Origin of the sequence: Thalassolituus sp. UBA3500, from assembly GCF_002377545.1 — a bacterium.
Classification (GTDB): Bacteria; Pseudomonadota; Gammaproteobacteria; order Pseudomonadales; family Oceanobacteraceae; genus Thalassolituus.
Genome location: NZ_DFQB01000024.1, coordinates 91,869 through 115,041 on the forward strand (window position 1 = coordinate 91,869; position 23,173 = coordinate 115,041).

At 45.8% G+C, this 23,173-nt stretch carries 22 protein-coding genes and 1 tRNA gene; 8 read left to right on the top strand and 15 right to left on the bottom strand.

What is annotated here, in order from left to right; translation table 11 throughout:
• Nucleotide 1: 1 nt before the first annotated feature.
• Nucleotides 2-448: an acyl-CoA thioesterase gene (locus B2R29_RS05460; protein WP_301180138.1), complete on the bottom strand. Its 447-nt coding sequence runs from the start codon at nt 446-448 to the stop codon at nt 2-4.
• Between the two features lie 213 nt (nt 449-661).
• Between B2R29_RS05460 and B2R29_RS05465 the strand changes: the two genes are divergently transcribed.
• Nucleotides 662-2,785 carry a carboxy terminal-processing peptidase gene (locus tag B2R29_RS05465; protein ID WP_301180139.1) on the top strand — a complete coding sequence of 708 codons (2,124 nt, stop codon included), beginning with the start codon at nt 662-664 and terminating at the stop codon, nt 2,783-2,785.
• Nucleotides 2,786-2,868: 83 nt separating this feature from the next.
• On the opposite strand, the gene hda is transcribed toward B2R29_RS05465, so the two are convergent.
• Together hda and B2R29_RS05475 are read right to left on the bottom strand one after the other, a co-directional pair.
• A complete protein-coding gene (hda, locus tag B2R29_RS05470) occupies nt 2,869-3,591 on the bottom strand; it encodes a DnaA regulatory inactivator Hda (RefSeq protein WP_301180140.1) in 723 nt (240 codons plus the stop codon).
• On the bottom strand, nt 3,575-4,582 hold the full coding sequence (locus tag B2R29_RS05475; RefSeq protein ID WP_301180141.1) for a DUF2066 domain-containing protein: 1,008 nt from the start codon (nt 4,580-4,582) through the stop codon (nt 3,575-3,577). The genes hda and B2R29_RS05475 overlap by 17 nt, the downstream gene beginning before the upstream one ends.
• A 151-nt stretch (nt 4,583-4,733) precedes the next feature.
• Between B2R29_RS05475 and purM the strand changes: the two genes are divergently transcribed.
• From purM to B2R29_RS05510, 7 genes are all read left to right on the top strand, one after another.
• Nucleotides 4,734-5,783, top strand: coding sequence for a phosphoribosylformylglycinamidine cyclo-ligase (gene purM, locus B2R29_RS05480; protein ID WP_301180142.1), 1,050 nt, complete (start codon nt 4,734-4,736; stop codon nt 5,781-5,783).
• Complete coding sequence (purN, locus tag B2R29_RS05485; protein ID WP_301180143.1) at nt 5,780-6,463, top strand: phosphoribosylglycinamide formyltransferase; 684 nt, start codon at nt 5,780-5,782, stop codon at nt 6,461-6,463. Before purM ends, purN begins: the two co-directional genes overlap by 4 nt.
• Nucleotides 6,464-6,505: 42 nt before the next feature.
• Complete coding sequence (locus tag B2R29_RS05490) at nt 6,506-7,285, top strand: DUF3108 domain-containing protein (RefSeq protein ID WP_301180144.1); 780 nt, start codon at nt 6,506-6,508, stop codon at nt 7,283-7,285.
• A gap of 12 nt (nt 7,286-7,297) precedes the next feature.
• A complete protein-coding gene (gene dcd, locus B2R29_RS05495; protein WP_068434531.1) occupies nt 7,298-7,879 on the top strand; it encodes a dCTP deaminase in 582 nt (193 codons plus the stop codon).
• 13 nt (nt 7,880-7,892) lie between these two features.
• Entirely contained in the window at nt 7,893-8,942 is a 1,050-nt protein-coding gene (gene galE, locus B2R29_RS05500) for a UDP-glucose 4-epimerase GalE (protein ID WP_301180145.1), read from the top strand.
• A gap of 85 nt (nt 8,943-9,027) precedes the next feature.
• Nucleotides 9,028-9,103: transfer RNA gene (locus B2R29_RS05505), tRNA-Asn, on the top strand.
• A gap of 286 nt (nt 9,104-9,389) precedes the next feature.
• Nucleotides 9,390-10,412 carry a sugar transferase gene (locus B2R29_RS05510; RefSeq protein WP_068434524.1) on the top strand — a complete coding sequence of 341 codons (1,023 nt, stop codon included), beginning with the start codon at nt 9,390-9,392 and terminating at the stop codon, nt 10,410-10,412.
• Nucleotides 10,413-10,499: 87 nt separating this feature from the next.
• On the opposite strand, the gene B2R29_RS05515 is transcribed toward B2R29_RS05510, so the two are convergent.
• The 12 genes from B2R29_RS05515 to rfbB are packed head-to-tail and all read right to left on the bottom strand — an operon-like array spanning nt 10,500 to nt 23,164.
• Complete coding sequence (locus B2R29_RS05515; protein WP_068434521.1) at nt 10,500-11,597, bottom strand: glycosyltransferase family 4 protein; 1,098 nt, start codon at nt 11,595-11,597, stop codon at nt 10,500-10,502.
• 14 nt (nt 11,598-11,611) lie between these two features.
• Nucleotides 11,612-12,691, bottom strand: coding sequence for a hypothetical protein (locus tag B2R29_RS05520; RefSeq protein WP_068434518.1), 1,080 nt, complete (start codon nt 12,689-12,691; stop codon nt 11,612-11,614).
• Between the two features lies 1 nt (nt 12,692).
• On the bottom strand, nt 12,693-13,805 hold the full coding sequence (locus B2R29_RS05525; protein ID WP_068434515.1) for a glycosyltransferase family 4 protein: 1,113 nt from the start codon (nt 13,803-13,805) through the stop codon (nt 12,693-12,695).
• On the bottom strand, nt 13,802-14,959 hold the full coding sequence (locus tag B2R29_RS05530; RefSeq protein WP_068434512.1) for a hypothetical protein: 1,158 nt from the start codon (nt 14,957-14,959) through the stop codon (nt 13,802-13,804). The genes B2R29_RS05525 and B2R29_RS05530 overlap by 4 nt, the downstream gene beginning before the upstream one ends.
• 31 nt (nt 14,960-14,990) lie before the next feature.
• The gene (locus B2R29_RS05535; protein WP_068434510.1) at nt 14,991-15,923 is read right to left on the bottom strand and encodes a glycosyltransferase; all 933 of its coding nucleotides are present in this window, start codon (nt 15,921-15,923) and stop codon (nt 14,991-14,993) included.
• A 1-nt stretch (nt 15,924) separates the two neighbouring features.
• Nucleotides 15,925-17,424, bottom strand: a complete 1,500-nt coding sequence (locus B2R29_RS05540; RefSeq protein ID WP_301180146.1) for a lipopolysaccharide biosynthesis protein — start codon at nt 17,422-17,424, stop codon at nt 15,925-15,927.
• Between the two features lie 26 nt (nt 17,425-17,450).
• Nucleotides 17,451-17,987: a GNAT family N-acetyltransferase gene (locus B2R29_RS05545; RefSeq protein WP_068434502.1), complete on the bottom strand. Its 537-nt coding sequence runs from the start codon at nt 17,985-17,987 to the stop codon at nt 17,451-17,453.
• Complete coding sequence (locus B2R29_RS05550; protein ID WP_301180147.1) at nt 17,965-18,942, bottom strand: hypothetical protein; 978 nt, start codon at nt 18,940-18,942, stop codon at nt 17,965-17,967. Before B2R29_RS05550 ends, B2R29_RS05545 begins: the two co-directional genes overlap by 23 nt.
• Nucleotides 18,926-20,119: an ATP-grasp domain-containing protein gene (locus tag B2R29_RS05555; RefSeq protein WP_068434499.1), complete on the bottom strand. Its 1,194-nt coding sequence runs from the start codon at nt 20,117-20,119 to the stop codon at nt 18,926-18,928. Before B2R29_RS05555 ends, B2R29_RS05550 begins: the two co-directional genes overlap by 17 nt.
• The gene (locus B2R29_RS05560; protein WP_068434497.1) at nt 20,116-21,207 is read right to left on the bottom strand and encodes a DegT/DnrJ/EryC1/StrS family aminotransferase; all 1,092 of its coding nucleotides are present in this window, start codon (nt 21,205-21,207) and stop codon (nt 20,116-20,118) included. Before B2R29_RS05560 ends, B2R29_RS05555 begins: the two co-directional genes overlap by 4 nt.
• The gene (gene rfbA, locus B2R29_RS05565) at nt 21,204-22,085 is read right to left on the bottom strand and encodes a glucose-1-phosphate thymidylyltransferase RfbA (protein WP_301180148.1); all 882 of its coding nucleotides are present in this window, start codon (nt 22,083-22,085) and stop codon (nt 21,204-21,206) included. Before rfbA ends, B2R29_RS05560 begins: the two co-directional genes overlap by 4 nt.
• Nucleotides 22,082-23,164 carry a dTDP-glucose 4,6-dehydratase gene (rfbB, locus tag B2R29_RS05570; protein WP_301180149.1) on the bottom strand — a complete coding sequence of 361 codons (1,083 nt, stop codon included), beginning with the start codon at nt 23,162-23,164 and terminating at the stop codon, nt 22,082-22,084. Before rfbB ends, rfbA begins: the two co-directional genes overlap by 4 nt.
• Nucleotides 23,165-23,173 lie beyond the last annotated feature (9 nt).

Sequence of the window (23,173 nt, forward strand, 5' to 3'; positions counted from 1 at the left end):
GCTACTCTGTGACGGGAGTTACGCCAGGGGCACAGCGCTCATAGAAGACTGGGGGAACCCGACTGATGCGGCGCTCGTCAAAATCGAAGAAGACAATACCGGTTTTTGCTTTTGCGACGACCTTATTTTGGCTTTCGTTGATCACCATATAGACAAAATCACAGCCATACTTGTTGAAATCCGTGATGCCGACCTTGAAAGTCAGACGATCAGCCACAAATGATTCAGAGACAAAGCTTACAACGATGTCAGTCACCATAAGGCCAACACCGCCGATGTTGAACTCACTGAAGTCGTAGTTATGCAGATAGCGCAGGCGCGCTTCGTGGAGCAGCGAGATCATACGGTCATTGCCAAGATGGTTACCGTAATTGATGTCAGAAACGCGAACCGTCAGGTGTGTTGAAAAGGTAAAAACGTCGGGCAATTCAAGATTAACGCGTGCCACTGATGGCTCCTGTTGTCTCATTTGGGTTACAAATTCGGCGTGAACCCGACGCTTCTTCACAAAACAACGGGGATTTACGTTGGTATCAGGCCCTCGGTTAGGGTCTACTATTAAGTATTAACGCATGTCCGGGCCTGACTGGACGAACGGCGCGCATGGTAGCGGCGCTGACTCATAAAGACAATCGCAGGAAACAAAGGATCAGGTAAAGCTATGATGCATACCGGCAAACGCCTTCTTCTCTCAGCCACCGCCGTCGTACTCACCCTAATCGGGATCAGTGCGAACGCTACGATTCCTGAGATCAAACCCGGCACCCCGTTCACTCCTCTGGAACCAACACGGGAAGAAGCAATCACGACTCAGCAAATCATGAGCAACCTGCTGCGCGGGCATTATGAGCGTAAGCGTCTCAATAATGATCTGTCATCTGAAGTCCTGAACACTCTCCTTGATGACCTCGACGGTACGCATAGCTATTTCCTGGCGTCTGATATCGAAGAGTTTGAGCAGTTCCGCAATCACCTCGATGAAGCTCTCAGTCGTGGTGATATGAAGCCTGCTTTTTACATCTACAATCGTTTTCAGCAGCGCGTCAGTGAACGCCTGTCTTTTATGCTGAACGAGCTGGAGAAGAAGGCGAAAGACTACGACTTCAAGAGCAAGGAAGTCCTTGAGCTTGATCGCGAAGATACACCGTGGGCATCTACCCGAGCAGAGTTAGATCAGCTGTGGCGCAAACGCCTGAAGAATTCGATGCTGAACCTGCGCTTGGCGGGTAAAGAGGATGAAGACATCCTCGAGCTGCTCACCAAACGCTACCAGAATCAGTTAAACCGCGTGCACCAGAGCCGTCCGGTAGACGCTTATCAGACGTTCATGAATGCGGTTACCCGTACCTTCGATCCACACACACAGTACTTCTCACCGCGTAACTCTGAGAATTTCAACATCAACATGAGCCTGTCACTGCAGGGAATTGGCGCGGTTCTGCAGACAGAAGACGAACATACCAAGGTAGTGCGTCTGGTGCCTGGCGGCCCGGCCTCCAAGGCAGGTAACCTGGAACCTGAAGATAAGATCATCGGTGTTGCTCAGGGCGATGAAGAGATGGTCGATGTCATCGGCTGGCGTCTTGACGAGGTTGTGGATCTGATTCGCGGCCCGAAAAGCTCGACAGTTCGCCTGGAGATTCTCAGTGGAGCCGTCGCCACCGCGGAGCCGAAAACGATAGCGATCGTACGCGACGAAGTGAAACTGGAAGAACAGTCTGCGCAGAAAGAAGTGATTGAAATTCAGGATGGCAAAGACACCCGCCGCATCGGTGTGATTGATATCCCGACGTTTTACATCGATTTTGAAGGCCGGATGAATAACCTGCCAGACTATCGCAGCACCACTCGTGATGTGCGTCGTCTGGTCAATGAGCTTCTTGATGAGAAAATTGACGGGCTGATCATTGATCTGCGTAGTAATGGTGGCGGTTCATTAGAAGAAGCTATCAACCTGACAGGTCTGTTTATTCCAACTGGCCCTGTGGTTCAGGTACGTGGCGCACGCGGCGATGTTGATGTTTTACGCGACCGCGACCCTGAAGTTCTTTATGCAGGCCCAATGACGGTTCTGGTTAACCGTTTAAGCGCATCAGCCTCTGAGATTTTTGCCGGTGCCGTTCAGGACTACGGACGAGGTCTTGTCATTGGTGGTCAGACCTTTGGCAAAGGCACAGTCCAGTCATTGCGCCCACTGACTGAGGGTCAATTAAAGATCACCCAGGCAAAATTCTATCGTGTATCGGGAGACAGCACACAGAATCAGGGCGTGATCCCGGACATTATGTTCCCTTCCCTCTTTGATAAAGACAAAATCGGTGAGAGCGCGCTTGAGAAGGCGCTCCCTTGGGATACGATCAAGCCCGCCCGCGAAACCAAGAGTAATCCGGTGCGCAGCAAACTATCCCGGCTTAAAGAGTTGCATGAGGAGCGCATCAACGATAATCCGGACTTTATCTTCGTCCGCGAGCAGAAGGCCCTGGTCTCTGAGATGCGAGATAAGACTCAAGTATCCCTCAACGAAGAAGAGCGCAAGGCAGAGCGTGAAGAAAACGATCGCCGACGTCTGGCACTTGAAAACAAGCGCCGCAAAGCGAAAGGCATGCCCGAGCTGGCCTCTCTCGATGATCCAGAAGAAGACGAAAAAGTTGAAGGCGACGAAGAAAAAGACAAGTCAGCTGAGGAAAAAGATGATGAAGAGCCTGACGCCATGCTGATTGAAACGGGTAATATCCTGCTTGATTACATGCGCATGTCATCCCCCGGAATGACTGCTCTGCGTTAACTCGCTCAAGCACTCAATAAAAACGGCGACCTCAGGTCGCCGTTTTTGTATCTGTCGTAATAACCTCAACCTGCTGCCAGCAGCTACCAGCCGAGCTCAGACTTAACAAAAGGAATCGTCAGTTTTCGCTTCTCTTTTAACGATGCCTGATCCAGTTGGTCCAATATCTGACAAAGCCCTGCCATGTCCCGCGGGCCGCGATTCATGATAAAGACCGCGACATCATCAAGAAGATCAAACCCACGCTGACGCGCACGCAGTATCAGCGCCTGAACCTTCTCTTCATCAGACAAGGTCTCGACCTGATAGGTGATCCCCCAACTCAAACGGGACACCAGATCCGGCAATTTGCCGCCGCATTGTGACGGTGGTGTATTCGCTCCAATCAACAGATGGCTCTGCCGGTCACGTATTCGGTTATAAAGGTGAAACAGTGCCTCTTCCCAATCTGCATCACCCATGACTTCCTGCAGGTCGTCGATAGCGACGAGAGGCAACTGGTCGACGCCCTCCAGCATGCCAGGACCGATCTCTTTCAGCTCAGCGAGCGGCAGGTACATACTCTGATGGCCGATCCCTTCCGCGTAATGACACGCGGCCTGAAGAAGGTGACTGACACCCGAGCCGGTAGCACCCCACAAGTAGATGAAAGGTTCACCCGCGGTCGTCCACTGTCCTTGCAGTGCATCCCGAACCTGCTGATTCACGCCTGGATAATAATTAGCGAATCTGGCGTCGTCTCTGAGTGTCACCTGCAATGTCAGCTGAGACGGTTCGCTATTGCGAACTTCAGCGCTGCCAGACATAGGCTACGCCCTCCTCGTCGGCAATGATCTTTTTATCAAGCGCCATACTATCGAGCACCTGTGACCAGCCGGTTGTTAAGTCGAGTGCCAGAGTCACTTCATCCCGATCAGAGGCAACCACGACGACATCACGAACAGCCACATTAGCGCTGAGGTATTCAAGCAGCGCGCGGTAATCAGCAAAGGTGTTAATGCCAGTGACACGTATCAGTTCATTGTTATCTATCCCAGCGAGAGGGATAACCGCGTAGCGCTCTGATAATTTTTCGGCGACCTCAGCAGCAATCTCCAAAGCCAGCAATTCAGGGGTATCAGCCTGCACTGACAGAGAGTGTCGGATATCTGAGTGATGGATATAGCCAGTAAAACTGTAGGCTCCGCCAACGGCCATAATGCGCCCTGCGAGGTAACCATCACTGGAATAGCGCGCGGCGGCAGAGGCAATATCCTCTTCAAAGAGCCCCCACAGGCTGGCAACAGGCAGAGCCATCTGATCTTCGAGATCCCAGGCGGGGAACATCCAGGGTAAGCCACGGCGACGCATCGCACCATCAAATGCTGCTTTCCACTCGCCTTCTTCCGGACCAACGGCGGTACGGCCTTCGTCTGAGTTCACCGCTAACCATAACTGGGTGCGAGGACGCGAGCTTCCCCAAACAGGCGCAGCCGCCCGCTCAAGTAGTTTCTGCATGGGCCCAGCCATGAATGTGACGCTGAGCAGCAGTTGCTCTTCCGTTCCACGCTCATAACGCAGACTGCTCATATAACTCTGAGCATTGCTCTGCTCGCCCATCAAGACCGGGTTTTCGAGCACCTGCTCAGTCCCCGAGAGACGGACCAGCATACGCTGGAAAGCCCCTCCAATCGCATCACTGCGACTTTCTTCTGTCTGATCTTCAACCGGGACTGCAACATCATAAAGGTCTTTAACCGTCGCGGCAGAAGCTGAAATACTTATGCAAAATATTGTTAGGAATGTCAGGAGACGCACTACTATTCCTCAGTCTTTCGTGTCCGCAGCTATTGTGCCACGAAGCCCGCCGATAAACAGTCTGCAGTTTGTTTTTATTTGCGGGATGCAGGATGACCGACAAATCGTTAGAATACGCGCCTTTCATAAGCCACTACCTGTGACAGACGGCATGAGTGATCAAAAATCCCTGAGCTACAAAGACGCAGGCGTCGATATCGACGCTGGTAACGCACTGGTTGACCGCATCAAAGGCGTCGCCAAACGCACTCGCAGACCGGAGGTCATGGCTGGCCTTGGCGGCTTCGGTGCCCTCTTCGAGCTACCACAGGGCTATCGCCAGCCTGTGCTGGTCTCTGGAACCGATGGCGTAGGCACTAAACTGCGCCTCGCGATGGACCTTAACAAGCATGACACCATCGGTATCGATCTGGTTGCCATGTGCGTTAACGATCTGGTGGTCGCGGGTGCAGAGCCGCTTTTCTTCCTGGACTACTACGCGACCGGCAAGCTGAATGTCGATGTGGCCGCGGCCGTCGTTGAAGGCATCGGCGAAGGCTGCTCCCAGGCGGGTGCCTCTCTGGTCGGCGGTGAAACCGCTGAAATGCCAGGAATGTACGAAGGCGAAGATTACGATCTCGCTGGCTTCTGTGTCGGCATCGCTGAGAAAGACGACCTGATTGATGGCACCAAGGTATCCGCCGGCGATAAGCTGATCGCCCTTGCATCCAGTGGCCCACACTCAAACGGTTATTCTCTGATCCGTAAGATCATTGAAGTATCTGGCGCAGATCTGTCAGCAGACCTTGACGGTCAACCTGTTGCTGACGCCCTGATGGCGCCGACAAAGATTTACGTAAAATCTCTCCTCAAGCTGATCAATGCTTCAGACGTTCACGCTCTGTCTCATATCACTGGCGGTGGCTTCCAGGAAAACATTCCGCGCGTTCTGCCAGAAGGCACTAAAGCGGTTATTGATACCAATAGCTGGCAGTGGCCTGAAGTATTCACCTGGCTGCAGAGTAACGGCAACGTGGAAACCCGCGAGATGTTCCGCACCTTCAACTGTGGCGTGGGCATGATCATCGCGCTGCCAGAAGAAAAAGCTGACGCGGCGATTGCACTACTCAATGCCGAAGGTGAGCAATCGTGGATCATCGGTGAAATCCAGGAACTCAATGGTGACGAAGATGCCGTTCAGTTCACAGGAAGCCGTGCATGAACGACGTAACGTCACGCTACCCCACTGAAGACGTAGAAAAGCCACGTATCGTAATCCTGATTTCTGGCAGTGGCAGTAATATGCTGACCATTGCCGATCAGGTGCTGAGTGGCGCAATCAATGCGGAAATCGCTGGCGTGATTTGTAACGAACCTGAGGCAGCGGGCGTGCAGAAAGCCCGCGACCGAGATCTGGATGTCAGTGTCATTGATCACCGCGGTTTCACCTCCAGGGAAGAGTTTGATGTTGCCTTGATGCGCACGATTGATGACTATCAACCGGATCTGGTCGTTCTTGCGGGCTTTATGAGAATCCTCACTCCGGATCTGGTACGTCGCTACGAAGGAAGAATGCTCAACATTCACCCTTCTTTGCTGCCAAAGTATCAAGGGTTGCACACTCACCGCCGGGCACTCGAGGCGGGCGACGATCTACATGGCGTCACAGTCCACTTCGTCACCGAAGTTCTCGATGATGGCCCCAACGTTATTCAGGCGGTGGTACCTGTAATGGATGGCGACACCGAAGAAACACTGCGGAAGCGCGTGCAGCTGCAAGAGCACATCATCTATCCGATTGCCGTAAAGTGGTTTGTCGAAGGTCGCCTGGAGATGGTCTCTGGACTCGCCACCTTTGATGGAAAGCCAATGCCAGACACAGGTGTGAAACTGGAAGGATAATCCGAGGTCTCACAAGAGACCTTTCAACGACAGGACGGCACCATGATTCAAGGCCTACTCCGCAAGCAGCTGACCAATGTACTGGCCGCCGTATGTGCCACCATCACACCTATATCTGCAATATCAGATGAATCTAAAGCTCAGGCTCCCCAGACGCTAACGCCCTACTCTGTTGAATACACGAGTGAGTACCGTATCGGGTGGTTCAGCTTTGATATCGATGCAACACGTACCCTAGAGCAACGCTCGGATAACCTCTGGCGAGTTGATTTTGATGCAGAAGCAAGCATTGCATCGCTGCGGGAAACCAGTGACTTCATCTATAAAGGCAATCAAATTACTCCAGTCAACTACAGCTATCGCGCATCAGGAATGATCGACGAGCCCGACCGTACTCTGCACTTTGTTGCCGACACAAAGAGCATTGAAGACTTAGAAAAAGACCGCAAGCGGGATGACCACTGGCAGGAAGGTATCCAGGACAACCTTACCTACATGCTGCAAGCAAGCATCGAAGTAGCGAAAGGCAATACTGAGTTCACCCTGCCCGTTTTTGAAAAATCGAAAACGAAACCCTTCCGCTTCCGAGTAGTTGGGAAAGAAGAAATCAAAATCAAAGCCGGAACCTTCGACGCGATCAAAATTGAACAGGTGCGCGACAGCAAGAAACGAGAAGTTTACGCCTGGCTGGCAGATGCCCCCGGCTACCCACTGATCCGCTTGCGTGATAAAAAAGACGGCAAACTCCGCTATCAAATTCAAGCGACGGAAGTAAATTACCCGCAGCACGACGCTGAACTTTCAGACAACAGCGCACAATAACGAGGCCAAGCCATGAGACTCAGCGATGTAGACATCGAACAGAAAATTGCCTCTGGCGATATCATCATCGACCCACCACCTGGGGATGATGCTATTGCAGGAATCAGCGTTGACCTACGCCTGGATCACCGTTTTCGCGTGTTTAATAACAACTCGGTTACTCACCTCGACCTGTCGGGAGACCGCGATCAGCTCAACCGCGATATCGACCGCATCATGAGCAAAGAAATCGAGATCCCAAGAGACGAGGCACTCTACATCCACCCTGGCGAACTGATCCTCGGCGCGACGATGGAGTCAGTCAGCATTCCGGACAACCTTGTTGGCTGGCTTGACGGCCGCTCGTCACTCGCACGACTGGGCCTGATGGTGCACGTCACCGCTGGCCGGATTGATCCCGGCTGGGAAGGGCAAATCGTCCTCGAGTTTTACAATAACGGCAAACTGCCTCTGGCACTAAGACCAGAAATGATAATCTGCGCCATGTCATTTGAAACACTCAGCAGCCCCGCTGCACGCCCATACAACAAGCGTGAAAACGCAAAGTATCGTGGTCAGAAAGGGGCTGTATTCTCACGAATAGCGAAGGATTGAGCGAAGGATCAATATGAGCAAAACAATTCTGGTAACCGGTGGCGCCGGATATATCGGCAGCCATACCTGCGTTGAACTGATTGAAGCTGGCTACAATGTTGTCGTTATCGACAACCTGAGCAACAGTTCGCCCGAAGCCCTCAATCGCGTTGAAAAAATTACCGGAACAGCCCCTGTTTTTATAGAAGGTGATGTTCGCGACGCCGCCTTGGTGGCAAGTATTTTCAGCCAACATCAAATCTCTGCCGTTATCCATTTCGCTGGGTTAAAAGCTGTGGGGGAAAGCTGTCAGATGCCATTGGCTTACTATGACAACAACCTTGGCAGTACTATCACCCTTTGCGCGGAAATGGAGAAAGCCGGTGTAAAAAAACTGGTCTTCAGCTCCTCTGCAACAGTGTATGGCGACCCAGAAAAACTTCCTTTAACGGAAGACATGCCTCTTTCAGCGACGAACCCGTATGGACGGTCGAAGCTCATTATTGAAGAGATGCTTCGCGACCTTCCCGAGGCAGACCGACTCACTGATTCTGAGCAGTCATGGTCAGTTATCCTGCTTCGCTACTTCAACCCCGTTGGTTCGCACCAATCAGGTTTGATTGGCGAAGATCCGAAAGATATCCCGAATAATCTGATGCCTTACATTTCGCAAGTCGCTGTGGGTAGACGGGAGAAACTTTCAGTATTTGGTGACGACTACGACACTATCGACGGTACTGGCGTACGTGACTACATTCACGTCGTCGACCTGGCAAAAGGCCATGTCAAAGCCGTTGATAACTTACTCAGTAGCAAACCAATAAGTGGCGTAGAGGCAATCAACCTCGGCACCGGCAACGGCACCAGCGTATTACAGCTCGTTAACACCTTCGCTGAGGTTAATAACACACCTGTTCCCTATGAAATAGCGCCGCGCCGTCCCGGTGACGTAGCCGCCTGCTATGCAGACGCAACTAAAGCGAAGCAAATACTTCAATGGGAAACTGAGCTTGATATCGCTGCCATGGTCAAAGACACCTGGCATTGGCAGAGCTCTAACCCCAAAGGCTATGCAGAATCTTAAAAACTCTATAAAAATCAAAATTTTGCGCATTACTGTATTGACAGAAAAAAAGATCCTGACATAATGCGCACCACTTGATTGATGTTCCCCGATAGCTCAGTCGGTAGAGCAGTAGACTGTTAATCTATTGGTCGCTGGTTCAAGTCCAGCTCGGGGAGCCACTTCTTTTGCAAGGTCGGCGGCATGGTACAAGGACACGCGATTGACAGCTCCCTGCAGCCAGCGTCACTCTCTCGAAAATCTTTTCTTATCCATAGCACTACCGTACTATTAGGCCTGTTTATTTGCGCCTCGTTGATAACAATTGGCTCTCTTATATTCACCGGATTAACGTTACAGGCACCTCAGTTTCTGAACGTCCTTTGTGGAGCACTGATTGGTTATCTGATATCTAGTGTCACTCTCCATAACTTAGGAAGATTTCCGGGTAACAGGCCTCTTTCTTACATGATCCCGGTTCTGACAGTTTCTCTGTTGTCTATTACTGCAGTTATCATATTCACTCGCATCGATTACTCTCGCTCGGTTCTACTACTGTCCCTTTTTGTCGTGCCCGTTGTTACCTACACCGAGTTCAAGCTTCGACAGCACTTGCAAACCGGTCGTTATGCCGTTATTCCGTTTGGCTTTTATCAGGAATTAATACGCCTGAACCCATCGAAGTTTTATGCACTTGAAAAGCCAGCATTAACCGCCCCAGACACTGTCGGCATAATTGTCGATAGCAATGAGCAGCTGCCTGCCGAATGGCAACAGTTCATTGCTGCAGAGTTGTCTAAAGACACCCCGGTAATGGACTCAGTGGCTGCTTATGAATCAATTTCTGGAAAAAGCCCATTACATCATTACGGCGAGCTCGCAGGCCACGAGTTACTCCCCTCTCAGGCATACCTCACTGCTAAGAGACTACTCGAGTCTTCACTTATACTAGCAAGCGCTCCAATAACGCTACCATTTATCGTAATCGTAGCAATCGCAGTGAAACTCGAATCAAAGGGCCCTGCATTCTTTGTGCAACGTCGAATAGGCAAAGGCGGTCGTGAATTCAGCATGTATAAAATACGCAGCATGCGCACTGACTCGGAAGTTAATGGTGCTCAGTTCGCTGGCGAAGATGACCCTAGGATCACGCGAATCGGTAAATTCATACGCAAAATGCGGATTGATGAGCTTCCACAATTTCTGAATATTCTCAAGGGGGATATGGCTCTTATAGGCCCACGCCCGGAGCAAGCAGCGTTTGTAAGAGAATTCGAGAAAGTTATTCCCTTGTATAGTTTCAGACATATTGTCCGCCCTGGAATTACCGGTTGGGCTCAAGTCACTCACGGGTACGCGGCTGATGAAGACGAAACCCGAGAGAAACTGGCACATGATTTTTATTACGTGAAGAATCTCAGCGTTTGGCTGGATTTAGACATCGTCTTTAAAACGATAAAGACGATGTTGACGGGGTTTGGTGCAAGATAGACGAATATAACTAATCAGCTAAAAGCGTTAAGCGTTAAGCGTTAAGCGTTAAGCGTTAAGCGTTAAGCGTCAAAATACTCTGAAAATCTACTCCGTATATATTTTTAAATAACTCTTTACCATACTGTCGAGAGAGAAATTACTCTCAACATACCTCATAGCACTCTTAGAGGTACTTTCCAATAAGTCCGGATCGCTTAAAAGCTCAAGCAAATGTTCGCTAAAGCCTTTGACGTCGCCGGGACTCGAAAGATACCCTGTGTGTCCATCAATAATTACTTCGGGCACTCCTTCAACATCAGAGGCAATACTAGGCACACCTAGGTATGCAGCCTCTACTATATTTAAGCCAAAAGCCTCCCATAATGAGGGTTGAAGTAGGACATCAATACTCGAAAGATACTCGGATTTATTATCGACCCAACCATGAAATTCGAAATACTCTTCAATTCCCTGATTTTTAACATATGCCTTAACATCGGACAATAAAGGGCCATCCCCAGCCATAACAAACTTAATATCAAGGTGGCCTCCTCCATGATTGATAATATATTCAGCCACTTTTATGAAAGTGAACGGGTCTTTCTGCTCATCAAATCTTGCAAAGAAACCCACTCTATATACATCTTTGCGATACGACCTTTCAGCGCGGACGAGATTGTCAAAATTGACTCCATTATATATACATTTCTTATACCCCAAAAATGTCGGGTAGTATCTCAAATAATAGTTGTTAACCGAAATATTAAAATTTCCAAAACGAACTGAAAACAACTCCAATAAATAGAATAGCACTCTTTTAGGAAGCCGAACATATCGATGGAATGCTACTCCATGGATAGTATGAACTATAATAGGAATGCCAGCGAGCCTCGCTGCTATACGCGCAATAATACCCGGCTTTGTAGAGTTAGTATGCACAATATCAAACTCTTCATTTCGAAAGATCCGATACAAACGAAAGAACGCTCTAAAATCATGAAGTCCAATCTCCCTTTTCAAAGACGGAATGAACACTACCTTAATCCCCAAATCTTGACAGATACGTTTAGTGTTCGAATTAGGTTCACCACCAAAAATTATCGTTTTATCGAATTCACTACCAATATTGGAGAGTATATCTAACGAAACACGCTGAGCACCGGCCAACCCGGAAAATACATTTACATGAACTATCTTTCTCATAAAAACCTATAAAACTACTGCCTGATAAATCTCTTTATTACTGAAAAATACCGAGAGACGAAACTCATCTCAAATATTCTTCTTAGGAAAAACTCGAAGTTAAAATTAAAACTAGAGTTAAGGATTCTATCAACTTCAGAGTCACGAAACTCCGAAACATTCGTACTAGATCGATATGCAGACAAATCCATAAAAACTTTATCAACCACGTCTTTAGGAGTCGCATTATCAAAGTTGTCTGAAACAGAATCCATCTGGTATTCCATTAATTGCTCTTGACAGTTTATAAAGCTTTGAAAGGTATCATCAAATATATCAATGGAAGGAATATTCCATGCTGTTGCAACAGCCGTTGGTTCAGATCGATATATTAACTGGGCAGTTGCCTTACCATGATACATTGAAGTAACTACAACGGAGCTAGGCGTAGATATAACATGGCTATATTTAGAAAGGCAATCCTCAAAAGAGCCATCTACATCATTAGAAACAGAGCCACCATGCAACAAAGAGTCAAGAATAGCTCTATCAAATATTCTAAATGAGAAATCAATACGTTTCTCAAACAAGTAATCTGATAAATCATTAATAAGACCAACGAGACGATCAAATTCTTTCTTACTAAAATAAGCGTTATTGGCTGTAGTTATAAGAATTCTTTCAAACTTAGCATGGATGTTCATCGGTTCTTTCATGGTTAACATTCGACCGGGCATGTAATTTATAAAACTTGTACTACCAGCGTATACATAGACTCTACTAACTGTCGCAAAATATGTAAATGGCAAAAAACCATACAATACCCTGTTGTTACCAGATAAGAGTGGGTTTCTTAATGAATTAGCAAGGTCATATAAACCATCTGAAAAGAATAGCGTCGGAACATCAGCACTCTGACACTTGCAGCATACCAAGTTTGAAATACTAGACGAGTAGTTTGTTGCAACAACAAGATCGAACTCGCGGAAAAAATCAGAATGCTTCCTAAAATACTTTCTACCGTCAAACTGACATTCCCACTCACCAAAACCGTCTAGTAAACCCAGCGACCTGCATTTGTTCTCGGATTCAACAAATAATATTCTCTTTCTCATTCTAGGACACTACTCTGATAAATTCTCTCGCAAATGACAACTTGTCGAATTCATCGGAGAGAGGACTATTTCTTAGTACCTCATAACTCCTCGAGCCTATGATATGCTTAACATCTTCATCCGTAGAACATACGTAACCGTCAACACCGTGCGATACAACTTCACTAACACCACCAAGATCGTTACCTATAGCGGGTAAGCCACAAGCAATCGCTTCTTTATAAACAAGTGGATAGGCCTCCTCAAAATCTGACAACAACCAAAACAGGTCAGCCTGGGCGTAGTAATATAATAGGGATTTTCGATCAACCCTTCCAAGCAAGGTTAATCTATTCTGCAAGCCATACTTAGATATATCGTTCTCAAACTCCTTGCGATAGTCACCGTCCCCTGCAATTACCCAATGGATCTCTTTATCGCCATCCTGAACTATTTCATTAAAAATTTTCAGCATCCGTGCGTACCCCTTCCCCTCGACCAACCTAGAAGCGGTTATCAATACTGTCTTTCCTTCCATGCCAGACAGCTGATATTCAGGAGGAATATCAGTAGTTCTATAAAAGAGAGACTTATCAATGTGGTTTTCTAGTACCTTAACCTTGCTCAAGTCTTGCGGTAAACCTAAATTGAGTAACCATCCCTTGATGAAACTACTAACACAAACAACTCTATACGAATCCCGGATGCTACGGCGGAATATTTTATCAAAAGAAAGTATGGTTGATTTCAAAAAGCCAGAAAACTCTAGATACTTCTCTTTACCATGGATGTAGTGTACATAGGGGAAATCCGATGATTTAGTTAAATAGCTAATAGCAAAGTCGTTGTAGACGAGAAGATCACAATCAGTTGGAACTACACGGCGGAAAATATAAGGATAACTTACAAACCAGGTATTCCGGAAAACGGGAATACGAACTATTTTGAATCCAGAGTCAGAGTCAATAATTACCCTTTTTCGCAAAACACTTAACAAGCTAGCGTCATATTGGGTAATAACTGAAACATAGTATCCGTCAAGCTGACTTAATGAAGTTGCTAAATCTCTGGCGACAATACCAGCGCCCCCAATTCTTGGCGGGTACTCATGGGTTGCGATAACAACATGTTTCATAACGACTTTCCAAACCTGGGCGGATACATGTAACAAAAAACGATATACAGATAGAAGGGAACGGTAAATATCAAATCAAGCGTCAAAAGACTTACAGCATATACTAAGTGGAGCGCGATCAACAATACAGATGTCTCAGTCAAGCCACACAATAGCAGCCTAACCAATCTGAGTAACCATAAACTCACTAACAAAACCGTTAAGCCTAAACCAAAGCAGTATACTAAGTAGAGAACAGTATTGTGTGTCGATTTATGAAACACACCCTCATTTAAGTAGCGAACAACGTCAAAAGTGATCCCATTTCCTATATATCCAACACCAGATTGAAGCGCATTATCCAAGTGTGAATACCAAACCCAAAGCCTGGAGTCTGCAATATCTCCATAATCAAAAACTGAGCGCCCCAGATAGACACTCAGTAGCGCCAGAACAGCAGCACCTAACGCCGCCATTGCTACAACCAATGTTTTCTTAGAGTAACCACTACCGCTCCACCCCGAAGCAAGAAGTAAAAGGAAAAGACATAAAACGCCTGCCCTTGAAAGCGTCAAGACAACCGAAATTATAGATACAATAATAAAAATTCTAGGCACCTTGAAATCATGAATCGCAGCCAGACACAACGCTACACCCAGAAAAATGTTAACGTAAAATGCATAAAAGTTCGGATCTAAAGCGAAGCCGTTATACCTGATCCGGGTACCGTCAAAAAAAACTAATGAGGAAAGTGTATTGACAAGGTCGGCTCGCTCACTGATGTCAGAGTGTATATTCACGTACGTTCCCGTGTATATACAATATGCGTAGACTACGATTCCTGAAATATAAACAAGCGTGTTAGCAAATACTACGGTCTCAAACGAAGCCTTCAAATCCCTTAGCAACAAATAGGAGTAAATCAGTATCATGCCAATAAAAATATAAGCAGAAGCATCAAAAGTAAGAGTTCCATTGTACAAATAAACTACCAGGGCATGAACTAACATGAACGCAGCCACCCCAACAATCACCTTTTTTGCTCTACCTTTATAGGAGAAAATAATAGCAACAACTTGGTATGGCTTAATAGCAACTCCCAGCACCGGAAATCCGATCGAGTGCAAAGCATACACGAAGCCGAGAATAAGGCTGTAAATCCTACCCAATTTCATTTATACCTCGCTTTCATCAGAGATTTGCACATTAAAATTTTAGAATCACATAAAGTGCAAATTGCTTAGCACTAATAAACCTATAGTACATCCATGACCTATCAATAAGAGCTTTGGCAAGATTTCTGTAGTCATTCTTATAACTAACCACGGCAAGCTGAAACAACTCCTTCGATAAGGCGTAATTAATATATTTAAGATCTATATTCTTCAATTCCATGGCTTTAAACGTAGAGACGTACTTTTCAGCCAAGTCTAGTATGTCACTCTCCGTAAACCTGGCTCTTGATTGACTCCATGATGCTTCAGCCTCTACTCGATAAGCCGTAGTTACGTCACAAAGGTACGATGCCCCTTTTTTCGCAGCCCCAAGCAATTGAACAAAATAGTCGCCAACAGGTGCCGATAGAAACCAATCAGGCAAGTCCTGAAGTATATCTCTCTTCACTAATATAGAGGCAGTCGGCATTGCGCCTCCCCCTCTTTTTAGTAAATCTAACACGCCCACAACACCAGTTGACTTATATTCTTTATCATAAAAAGGCGTTACATTTCCTTTCGCATCTACTTTAATAGCATTTGTAAAAGAGATATCTGTATCTGTAGATTTTATTTGATCAAATTGCTTCTGCAGCTTATATTCATCAATCCAGTAATCATCACCCTCACATAATGCAATAAATTCACCTCTCGCTTGACTCCAACAATTAATAAAAGGCAAATGCGGATTTATCGAGAACTGATTACGGGTCTGCAATATGCATTTTAATTTATTCGGATACTGTTTCTCGTAATTTTTTAATAGCAATGCAGTGCCATCGGTGGAGCAATCATCATGCACGACTATATCGAAAAAGAAATCAGTTTTCTGGCTCAGGATACTTTGTAAAGTCTGCTCGATGTAGCCAACCTGATTATAAGTATTAACGCAAACGGATATTCGGATATCAGAAGTCCTGTTCATACTATCTGAATCTCCGAAGAAAATGTAAATGTAGAGCCCTGGAAGATAGGATACTACTTGCAAAAACTAGCAAAGCGACTACAGAAAGAAGTATAAACAATTCTACTCTGTCCATATCAACAGGCAGAAGCAAAGAGATAATAGTTCCGAGAATCATCGGCGGAAAGTACACCCGCAATACATCGTTAAACAACCACTTCAGGTGCAACCCTGGTACAAGCTTCTTATGTACATAGCCCAACCAAAGTATCAAATAGCTAGTGTGAACGGTCAACCATGCCCAGCCGGCACCTTCAGCACCGAAGTTGCTCGCAGCATAAACCATTACTGGAATCAAAATTGCCAGCGTAAAAATATTGCCCGCTAAATGGTACCTTAGATCCCCCATAGCATACTGCAGGTAATAAGGAAATGCGGCAATGGCGAGTACACCATAGCCAGAAGCATAAAGTGTCAAAGTTATGGAAGAGTTTTTCGCAATATGAGCATCCCCGGTCCATACATATAAAATACTCTCAGAAAATATAGCAATGAATATTGCCGCCGACCCTGCGACGGCAGCGACGAGTTGTGTAGTCGCTCGGTAAATATTAATCATGCCATCAGCATCCCCCGAAGAGTATAAATGAGCCATCCTAGGCATAATGGCAGTACTCACAGGTGTACTAAGAGTAAGAATTCCAGCTGCAAACAATACAGCCAAAGAAAAGTAACCATATTCGGCTAAAGGCAATATTCCAGAAAGTACCAGTTTATCTACCTGCGTCACCATAACCCAAATAGAGGAAGTAAGAGCAACACTTAAAGAGAATTTGAGTAACGGTCTAACCGGCTTGAGAGACCAACCAATTGTCCCGCCACAACTCATCGGATCTGGTAAGGCTGACCTTGAAATCAAAAAGAGCGCAATTAATTCTATTACAGCAATGCATAACTGGTGGTAGAAAAAGACTTCTATATTAAAACCCAATACCGCCATGGACCCGAATACACCGATGAAACGTAGACTTGTCACAACGATATTTATAACACTCAACTGAATAATCTTTTCGTAACCGGTTATAACTCCTCTGTAAAGGCCTGAGAGCCATCTGATTGCTACACTAATGGCCATAATCTGGACAGCGAGTATTATTTCACTTACGCCCAAAGTACTGGTTTTCAGCCACTGAGTGGCCACTTCATCAGAGAAAAACCATAACGCGCCCCCACCTACGGATGCTATTGCGAAAAAGATTAAAGAAAGCGCACGATATAACTGCCTATATTGCAACGCGGATAATGAGCCAGCACAAAAACGCGCAGTTTCTCGACTAATGGTAGGGGTCAAGCCCAGATCAAGGAGTGCAAACCACGCCTGGAGCATTGTAAAAAAACCAATCAGACCATATGCCTCTGCCCCCATATACTCGACATACAATGGCAAGATGAATATACCTAATCCTGCCATGTACATCTGGCTCGCATAGCTTGCAACGACGTTAGCCTTAAAAGACATCATAACCCCACTAGTAGTAGTCAAATATGCTATTTGCACTGCTCTCGGTGGAAATCTGTTCGAAGGCAAGCCATTGATATCACATTCTTATATTCCCCTTCCTTATAGACAGACTCTCTGAACAGTCCTTCTTCTATAAAACCGAACTTCTTATAGAGTGATATCGCTGGGGAATTATTCTGCAAAACAGTTAGATACACTCTATGAAGATTAAGATCTGAGAAAGCATGCTCAAGAGCTTCACGAATCGCATAAGTTCCAGCCCCTTTCCCGCGATGCTGTTTCTCGCCTACCATAATTGCCAGCTCACAGTTTCTGTTTAACCAGTCGATCGCGATAAGGTACACGACCCCTACGACCGCCTTTGAAACCTTACAGCATACCGCTAACCTTACGTTATTATTTCTACGCTCCATATAGCTATCAAGCCACCGAGCATCTACTGAAACATCGATATAACGGAAGCCGGCTCCCAACTTAGATATTAGTTCACGATCAGCGCGCCATGAGTTAATAACAACAGCATCCTCTTTACACAGCTCCCTAAGAAAGTATTCTTGAGACATACCTTAACTCCATCAATATATCACTATCGCCTAGTCTCTGATCACAAGGTAAGGCCAAAAGGTTTTTGGCTAAAAATCTTTCTACCTCGCTACCTCTTTCGGTACACTCGGGCCAATAGCTGGCAACATAACACCTTAGATTTATTAATTCCGACTTCACCTTGCAGGAAGTGCCATCAGGAACATAAGGGTAAAGCATAGGACCTTCATTATCTACGGCGCTAACTTCTAACTTATTAGAGCCACACAAGCTATCTCGCAGTTTATTAAAATTCTTGTTACGTCTTTGGAGAACAGATGAATAGTCTATCGACTCTAATACCCGCTGAGTTAACAGAGACATTCTTTTCGGCGAAAGATCATCTAATGACTTTTCCGCTTTTTGATAGCTAGAGTATCCATCTTCAGGCTCTCCCGCTAACCTCTTCAATAAATGCTCGGTGCGATGAATCGAGCTCATATCAATTTCTTCTGGTTCTTTCAAAGGTAAATTTGTTACTAGCAAACCACCGTCCGGCACACCAAAAAATTTTCTTGGAGAGTAGAGTGTGGCTAAACAGTCCTTTGGCTGGGAAAAGAACGCCTGGGAGTGATCAAATACAACCCTTTCATTACCGTACTTAGATAACAATTCATCTTCATAGGATGAGCAAACACCGAAGTAGTTAACGTAAAGCAACAAGTCATTACTACGTAAATCAACCTGGCTTGATATTTCAAACTTTAGATTTATAGAATAGAACTTAACATCGATACCAAGATAAGCCATGGGTGTAAGCATAGAATTGCAAACGTAGTATGGCATCCAAACACATCTGGGCTTTTTATACTGCAACAGTGCTACGAAGGCAGCCCGTGCAGATTGGTATTTCAGTGTATCCGGGTAATAAAGCCCTGGACCTTTAGGCAGTTCAAGTTCGAAGTACCCGCCGATTGCTCTATTCTGTAATGACACGAATATCGTTTTCCATATTGTCAATCATATCGAGCATTACAGCCATATTCGGATACCTAAGTATCATAGTTCCAAGCGTATCATGTGATCCACTGTATCGATTAACGGGATCTCCGGGGCTAACTTGGATATTTTTCTCTACAATATATTTTTTTACGCGATCGGATAGCCATACATCTTTATACCGACCATTCTCTAACGAATGAAGCATGTAACTAGACCAGTATCCGTCTGTTTGTTGCTGCACTAACGCGCTACAATCGTTACCGAGTGCTGCTTCCACTGTGTAAGCAATTAAGTCCACATTTGTGGCATAACGTATGACTTCAGGGATCAAGCACCCACCATTCCTTGGACCGAGCTCAAGGAAATAGAACTCACCTTCGTCAGAGAATACAAAATCGAAGTTCAGCGCACCTGTTTTCATATCCAGCAGTGTCAATAACCTCTGACTATCAGCATGTGCTCTTTTAAGTAGCTCAGCAGAATGGGAGGTTGGGAATGTCTGGCCAATCGGAACCAGTCCATTGCATAACTTATCAAAATGCTCGTCAGCCCAGCAACGAAACACCAACTGCCCATCAACAACGAAACCGTCTCCAGCGACTTGATACCCAGCTCTGTGAATCTTTTCTTCGACCACAACCATCTTCTCACGGGAAAATGATAATGCATGCTCAAATGCAGCCTGAAACATATCATCGTCCTCCAAGTGGGTTACCCCTTTGCTGCCGGAGGAGTCAACAGGTTTTACGAAAACCGGTAAGCCAATCTCATCAAGCCACGCTCTTGCTTGTTCCACTTCGCGAAACGATTTGGATCGTGGCACGTTAAAGCCATTCTCTCTCAAGAACTCGCGAAACAGATCTTTCCGTGCAAGTATTTCAACTGACTTATATGGGTTACCCGGTAGTTCCAGCTGCTCGGCGACATAAGCAGCCGTAGGGGCTGCTGGATCCGAGGCATATGCAACAATTCCATCAATACCCAGACTATTTGCGAGTCTAAGAACGTCCTCTTTATCTGTAGTCGATACATTATGGTACTCATGAGCTAGTTTATGCCCAGGATTGTCCGGTAAGTAGTCGCACGTAATTACATAATATCCCTGTTTCAAGGCGTACTCTATCGGTGGAACCTGGGTAGGCGCACCACCTAAAAAAAGAATTCTTTTCATAACTCAGCCACCGTATTAACTATGCTAATGATCTTTGCAAGAGATAGCTCATCCAACTCCGAATAAATCGGTAAACATACGATCCTTCTTGATACATATTCAGATTCGGGGCAACTTGATCCGCTTCCATAAATAGTTTTATTTAAAGAAGGATAGAAATATCGCCGAGCCAATATACCTTCATTTTTCAGCCGGTCCAGCAACTGGTAAACCTGCGTCTCATCGTCGAATAAAATAGGCATATATGCATTGTTAGGAGTTGACTCATTCAGCTCCTGGACCTTTATAGATTTTGTTAAATTAGTTTTATAGTACTCCGCAATCCTTTTTCGTGCGGCCAGATTCTCATCTATTTCGTCGAGCACACACAATCCCATTGCCGCCTGAAACTCGTTCATTTTCGCATTAATTCCGATCTCGGATATCGTATGGGGATCCGAGAGCCCGAAATTTATTATTTCCTGAGCTCTTTTGAGGTCTGACTCATATTTGAATACTATTGCCCCACCTTCAACCGTATGAAAAAGTTTAGTTGCATGAAAACTTAAGGTTGACGCATCTCCCCAAGAGAGGATACTTTTACCTTTAATTCTCACATCGAACGCATGAGAAGCGTCATAAACTACTTTTAACTTATTTTGAGATGCTATCTTATCTATTTCCTCAACATCGCAAGCGTTACCGAATACATGCACGGGGACGATCACTTCAGTATCGGGTGTGATATTTTCTTTTATACTATCCGGTGTCAGGCACCACCCAGCTGGATCAATATCTCCAAAAACTGGTTTTATCCCTTCCCACTTAAGTGAGCTCACAGTAGCAACAAATGTAAAAGGAGACGTAATCGCCTCAGTAATTGAGCTACTACGGTTTCCAATTTCTAATGCTTTGTACGCAACCTGCAACGCAAGCGTACCGTTAGATACCAGTAACAAATTTTTAACGCCTAGATATTGTTCAAGGCGCCTCGTCAGCTCTTGCTGTAATGGCCCACCGTTTGTAAGCCAACCACGTTCGTATATGCCATCGATATAGGTGTTTAGTTTATCTCTAGAGGGCAAGTAAGGTTTAGTTACTGGAATCATGGCTCCGCACCTAGCAGGGCTAACAAATATTCCCCATAACTATTTTTACTCATACGCTTGGCAAGTTTTCTTAATTCGTCAGCAGCTAGCCATCCATTATTGAAAGCAATTTCTTCAAGACACGCTACTTTGTAGCCCTGGCGTTTTTCCAGTGTTTCTACAAACTGTGCGGCTTCCAGCAGACTTTCATGAGTGCCCGTATCCAACCACGCAAAACCTCGACCCAAAAGCTCTACATTCAGATCACCCGATTCCAAATAGGCATTATTTACGCAAGTAATTTCCAATTCTCCACGTTCGGACGGCTTAACATTCTTAGCTATCTCGATAACGCGATTATCGTAAAAGTACAGACCTGTTACGGCAAAGTTTGACTTTGGCTTATCAGGTTTTTCTTCTATTGAAAGCGCCTTCATCTGATCATCGAAATCGACAACACCAAAGCGCTCCGGATCTTTAACCTGATATCCGAAAACGGTTGCGCCTTTCCCGTCTTTCGCTCTTTTTACTGCATCTTTGAGCTTCGGTGTGAAGCCTTGGCCATAGTATATGTTGTCACCTAATACAAGACACACATCCTCTTTACCAATGAAGTTCTCTCCAATAGTAAATGCTTGTGCAAGCCCTTCAGGCCTTTCCTGAACAGCATATGACAAGTCTACGCCTAAATGACTACCATCACCTAACAATCGTTTGAAACCAGATTGGTCTTCGGGTGTAGTTATTATTAATATCTCTCGAATCCCAGCCAACATTAACACTGATAACGGGTAATAAATCATTGGTTTATCATAGATCGGTAACAGCTGCTTAGACACGCCCATGGTAATTGGATAGAGCCTCGTACCCGAGCCACCCGCTAATACGATACCTTTCATAATGCCTCACCAATTCGAGTCAATTTGTAGTCACCATTTAGAACGCGTGACCACCAATGTTCATTTTCAAGATACCAGTGAATTGTTTTCTCAAGACCAGACTCGAAAGTTTCAACAGGCTTCCAACCCAACTCCTTTTCGATTTTGCTAGCATCAATAGCATACCTGCGATCGTGCCCCGGTCTGTCTTTCACATTCTTAATTAAGCCTCCATAACCCTCGGACAGACCTGACTTTCCAATCTCCTGATCGAGGATCCGACAAATGGTTTTAACAACATCTATATTCATCTTTTCATTATGGCCGCCGATATTATAGGTTTCGCCGGCTACCCCCGTTGTCACCACCAGATGTAAAGCTTTTGCGTGGTCCTCCACATACAACCAATCCCTGATCTGATCCCCTGCCCCGTATACTGGAAGACTTTTGCCATGAAGAGCATTAAGAATTACATGAGGGATTAGCTTCTCAGGAAAGTGGTACGGGCCGTAGTTATTGGAGCAATTTGTAACGATTACGGGTAAACCGTATGTCCGCATCCATGCACGAACCAAGTGGTCCGAGCTCGCCTTGCTCGCCGAATAGGGCGAGCTAGGAGCGTATGAAGTAGTCTCTGTAAAAAGACGTTGACAAGCATTCGCTTCCTCTAACGGGTGTGGCAGGTCACCATAAACTTCGTCAGTACTAACGTGATGAAACCGGAATGAGTTCTTCTGCGTTTCAGGGAGCTTCGACCAGTACGCCCTAGCCACCTCAAGCAGGTTGCAGGTACCTACGATGTTCGTTTCAATAAAGGCAGCAGGTCCCTCAATAGAGCGGTCAACATGGCTTTCCGCTGCCAAGTGCATAACGGCATCGGGTTTGTGCTGATCAAACACTCTCTCAAGTTCAGGGAGATCGCAAATATCTACCTTTTCAAAGGCATACCTCTCGGAACTACTGACTCCTTTCAAGTTATCGAGATTACCTGCATATGTTAATTTGTCGACGTTAACAACAGAGTCATCAGTGCTATTTATTATGTACCTTATAACGGCAGAGCCAATAAAGCCTGCACCACCTGTCACTAATATTTTCATGATCAAAAC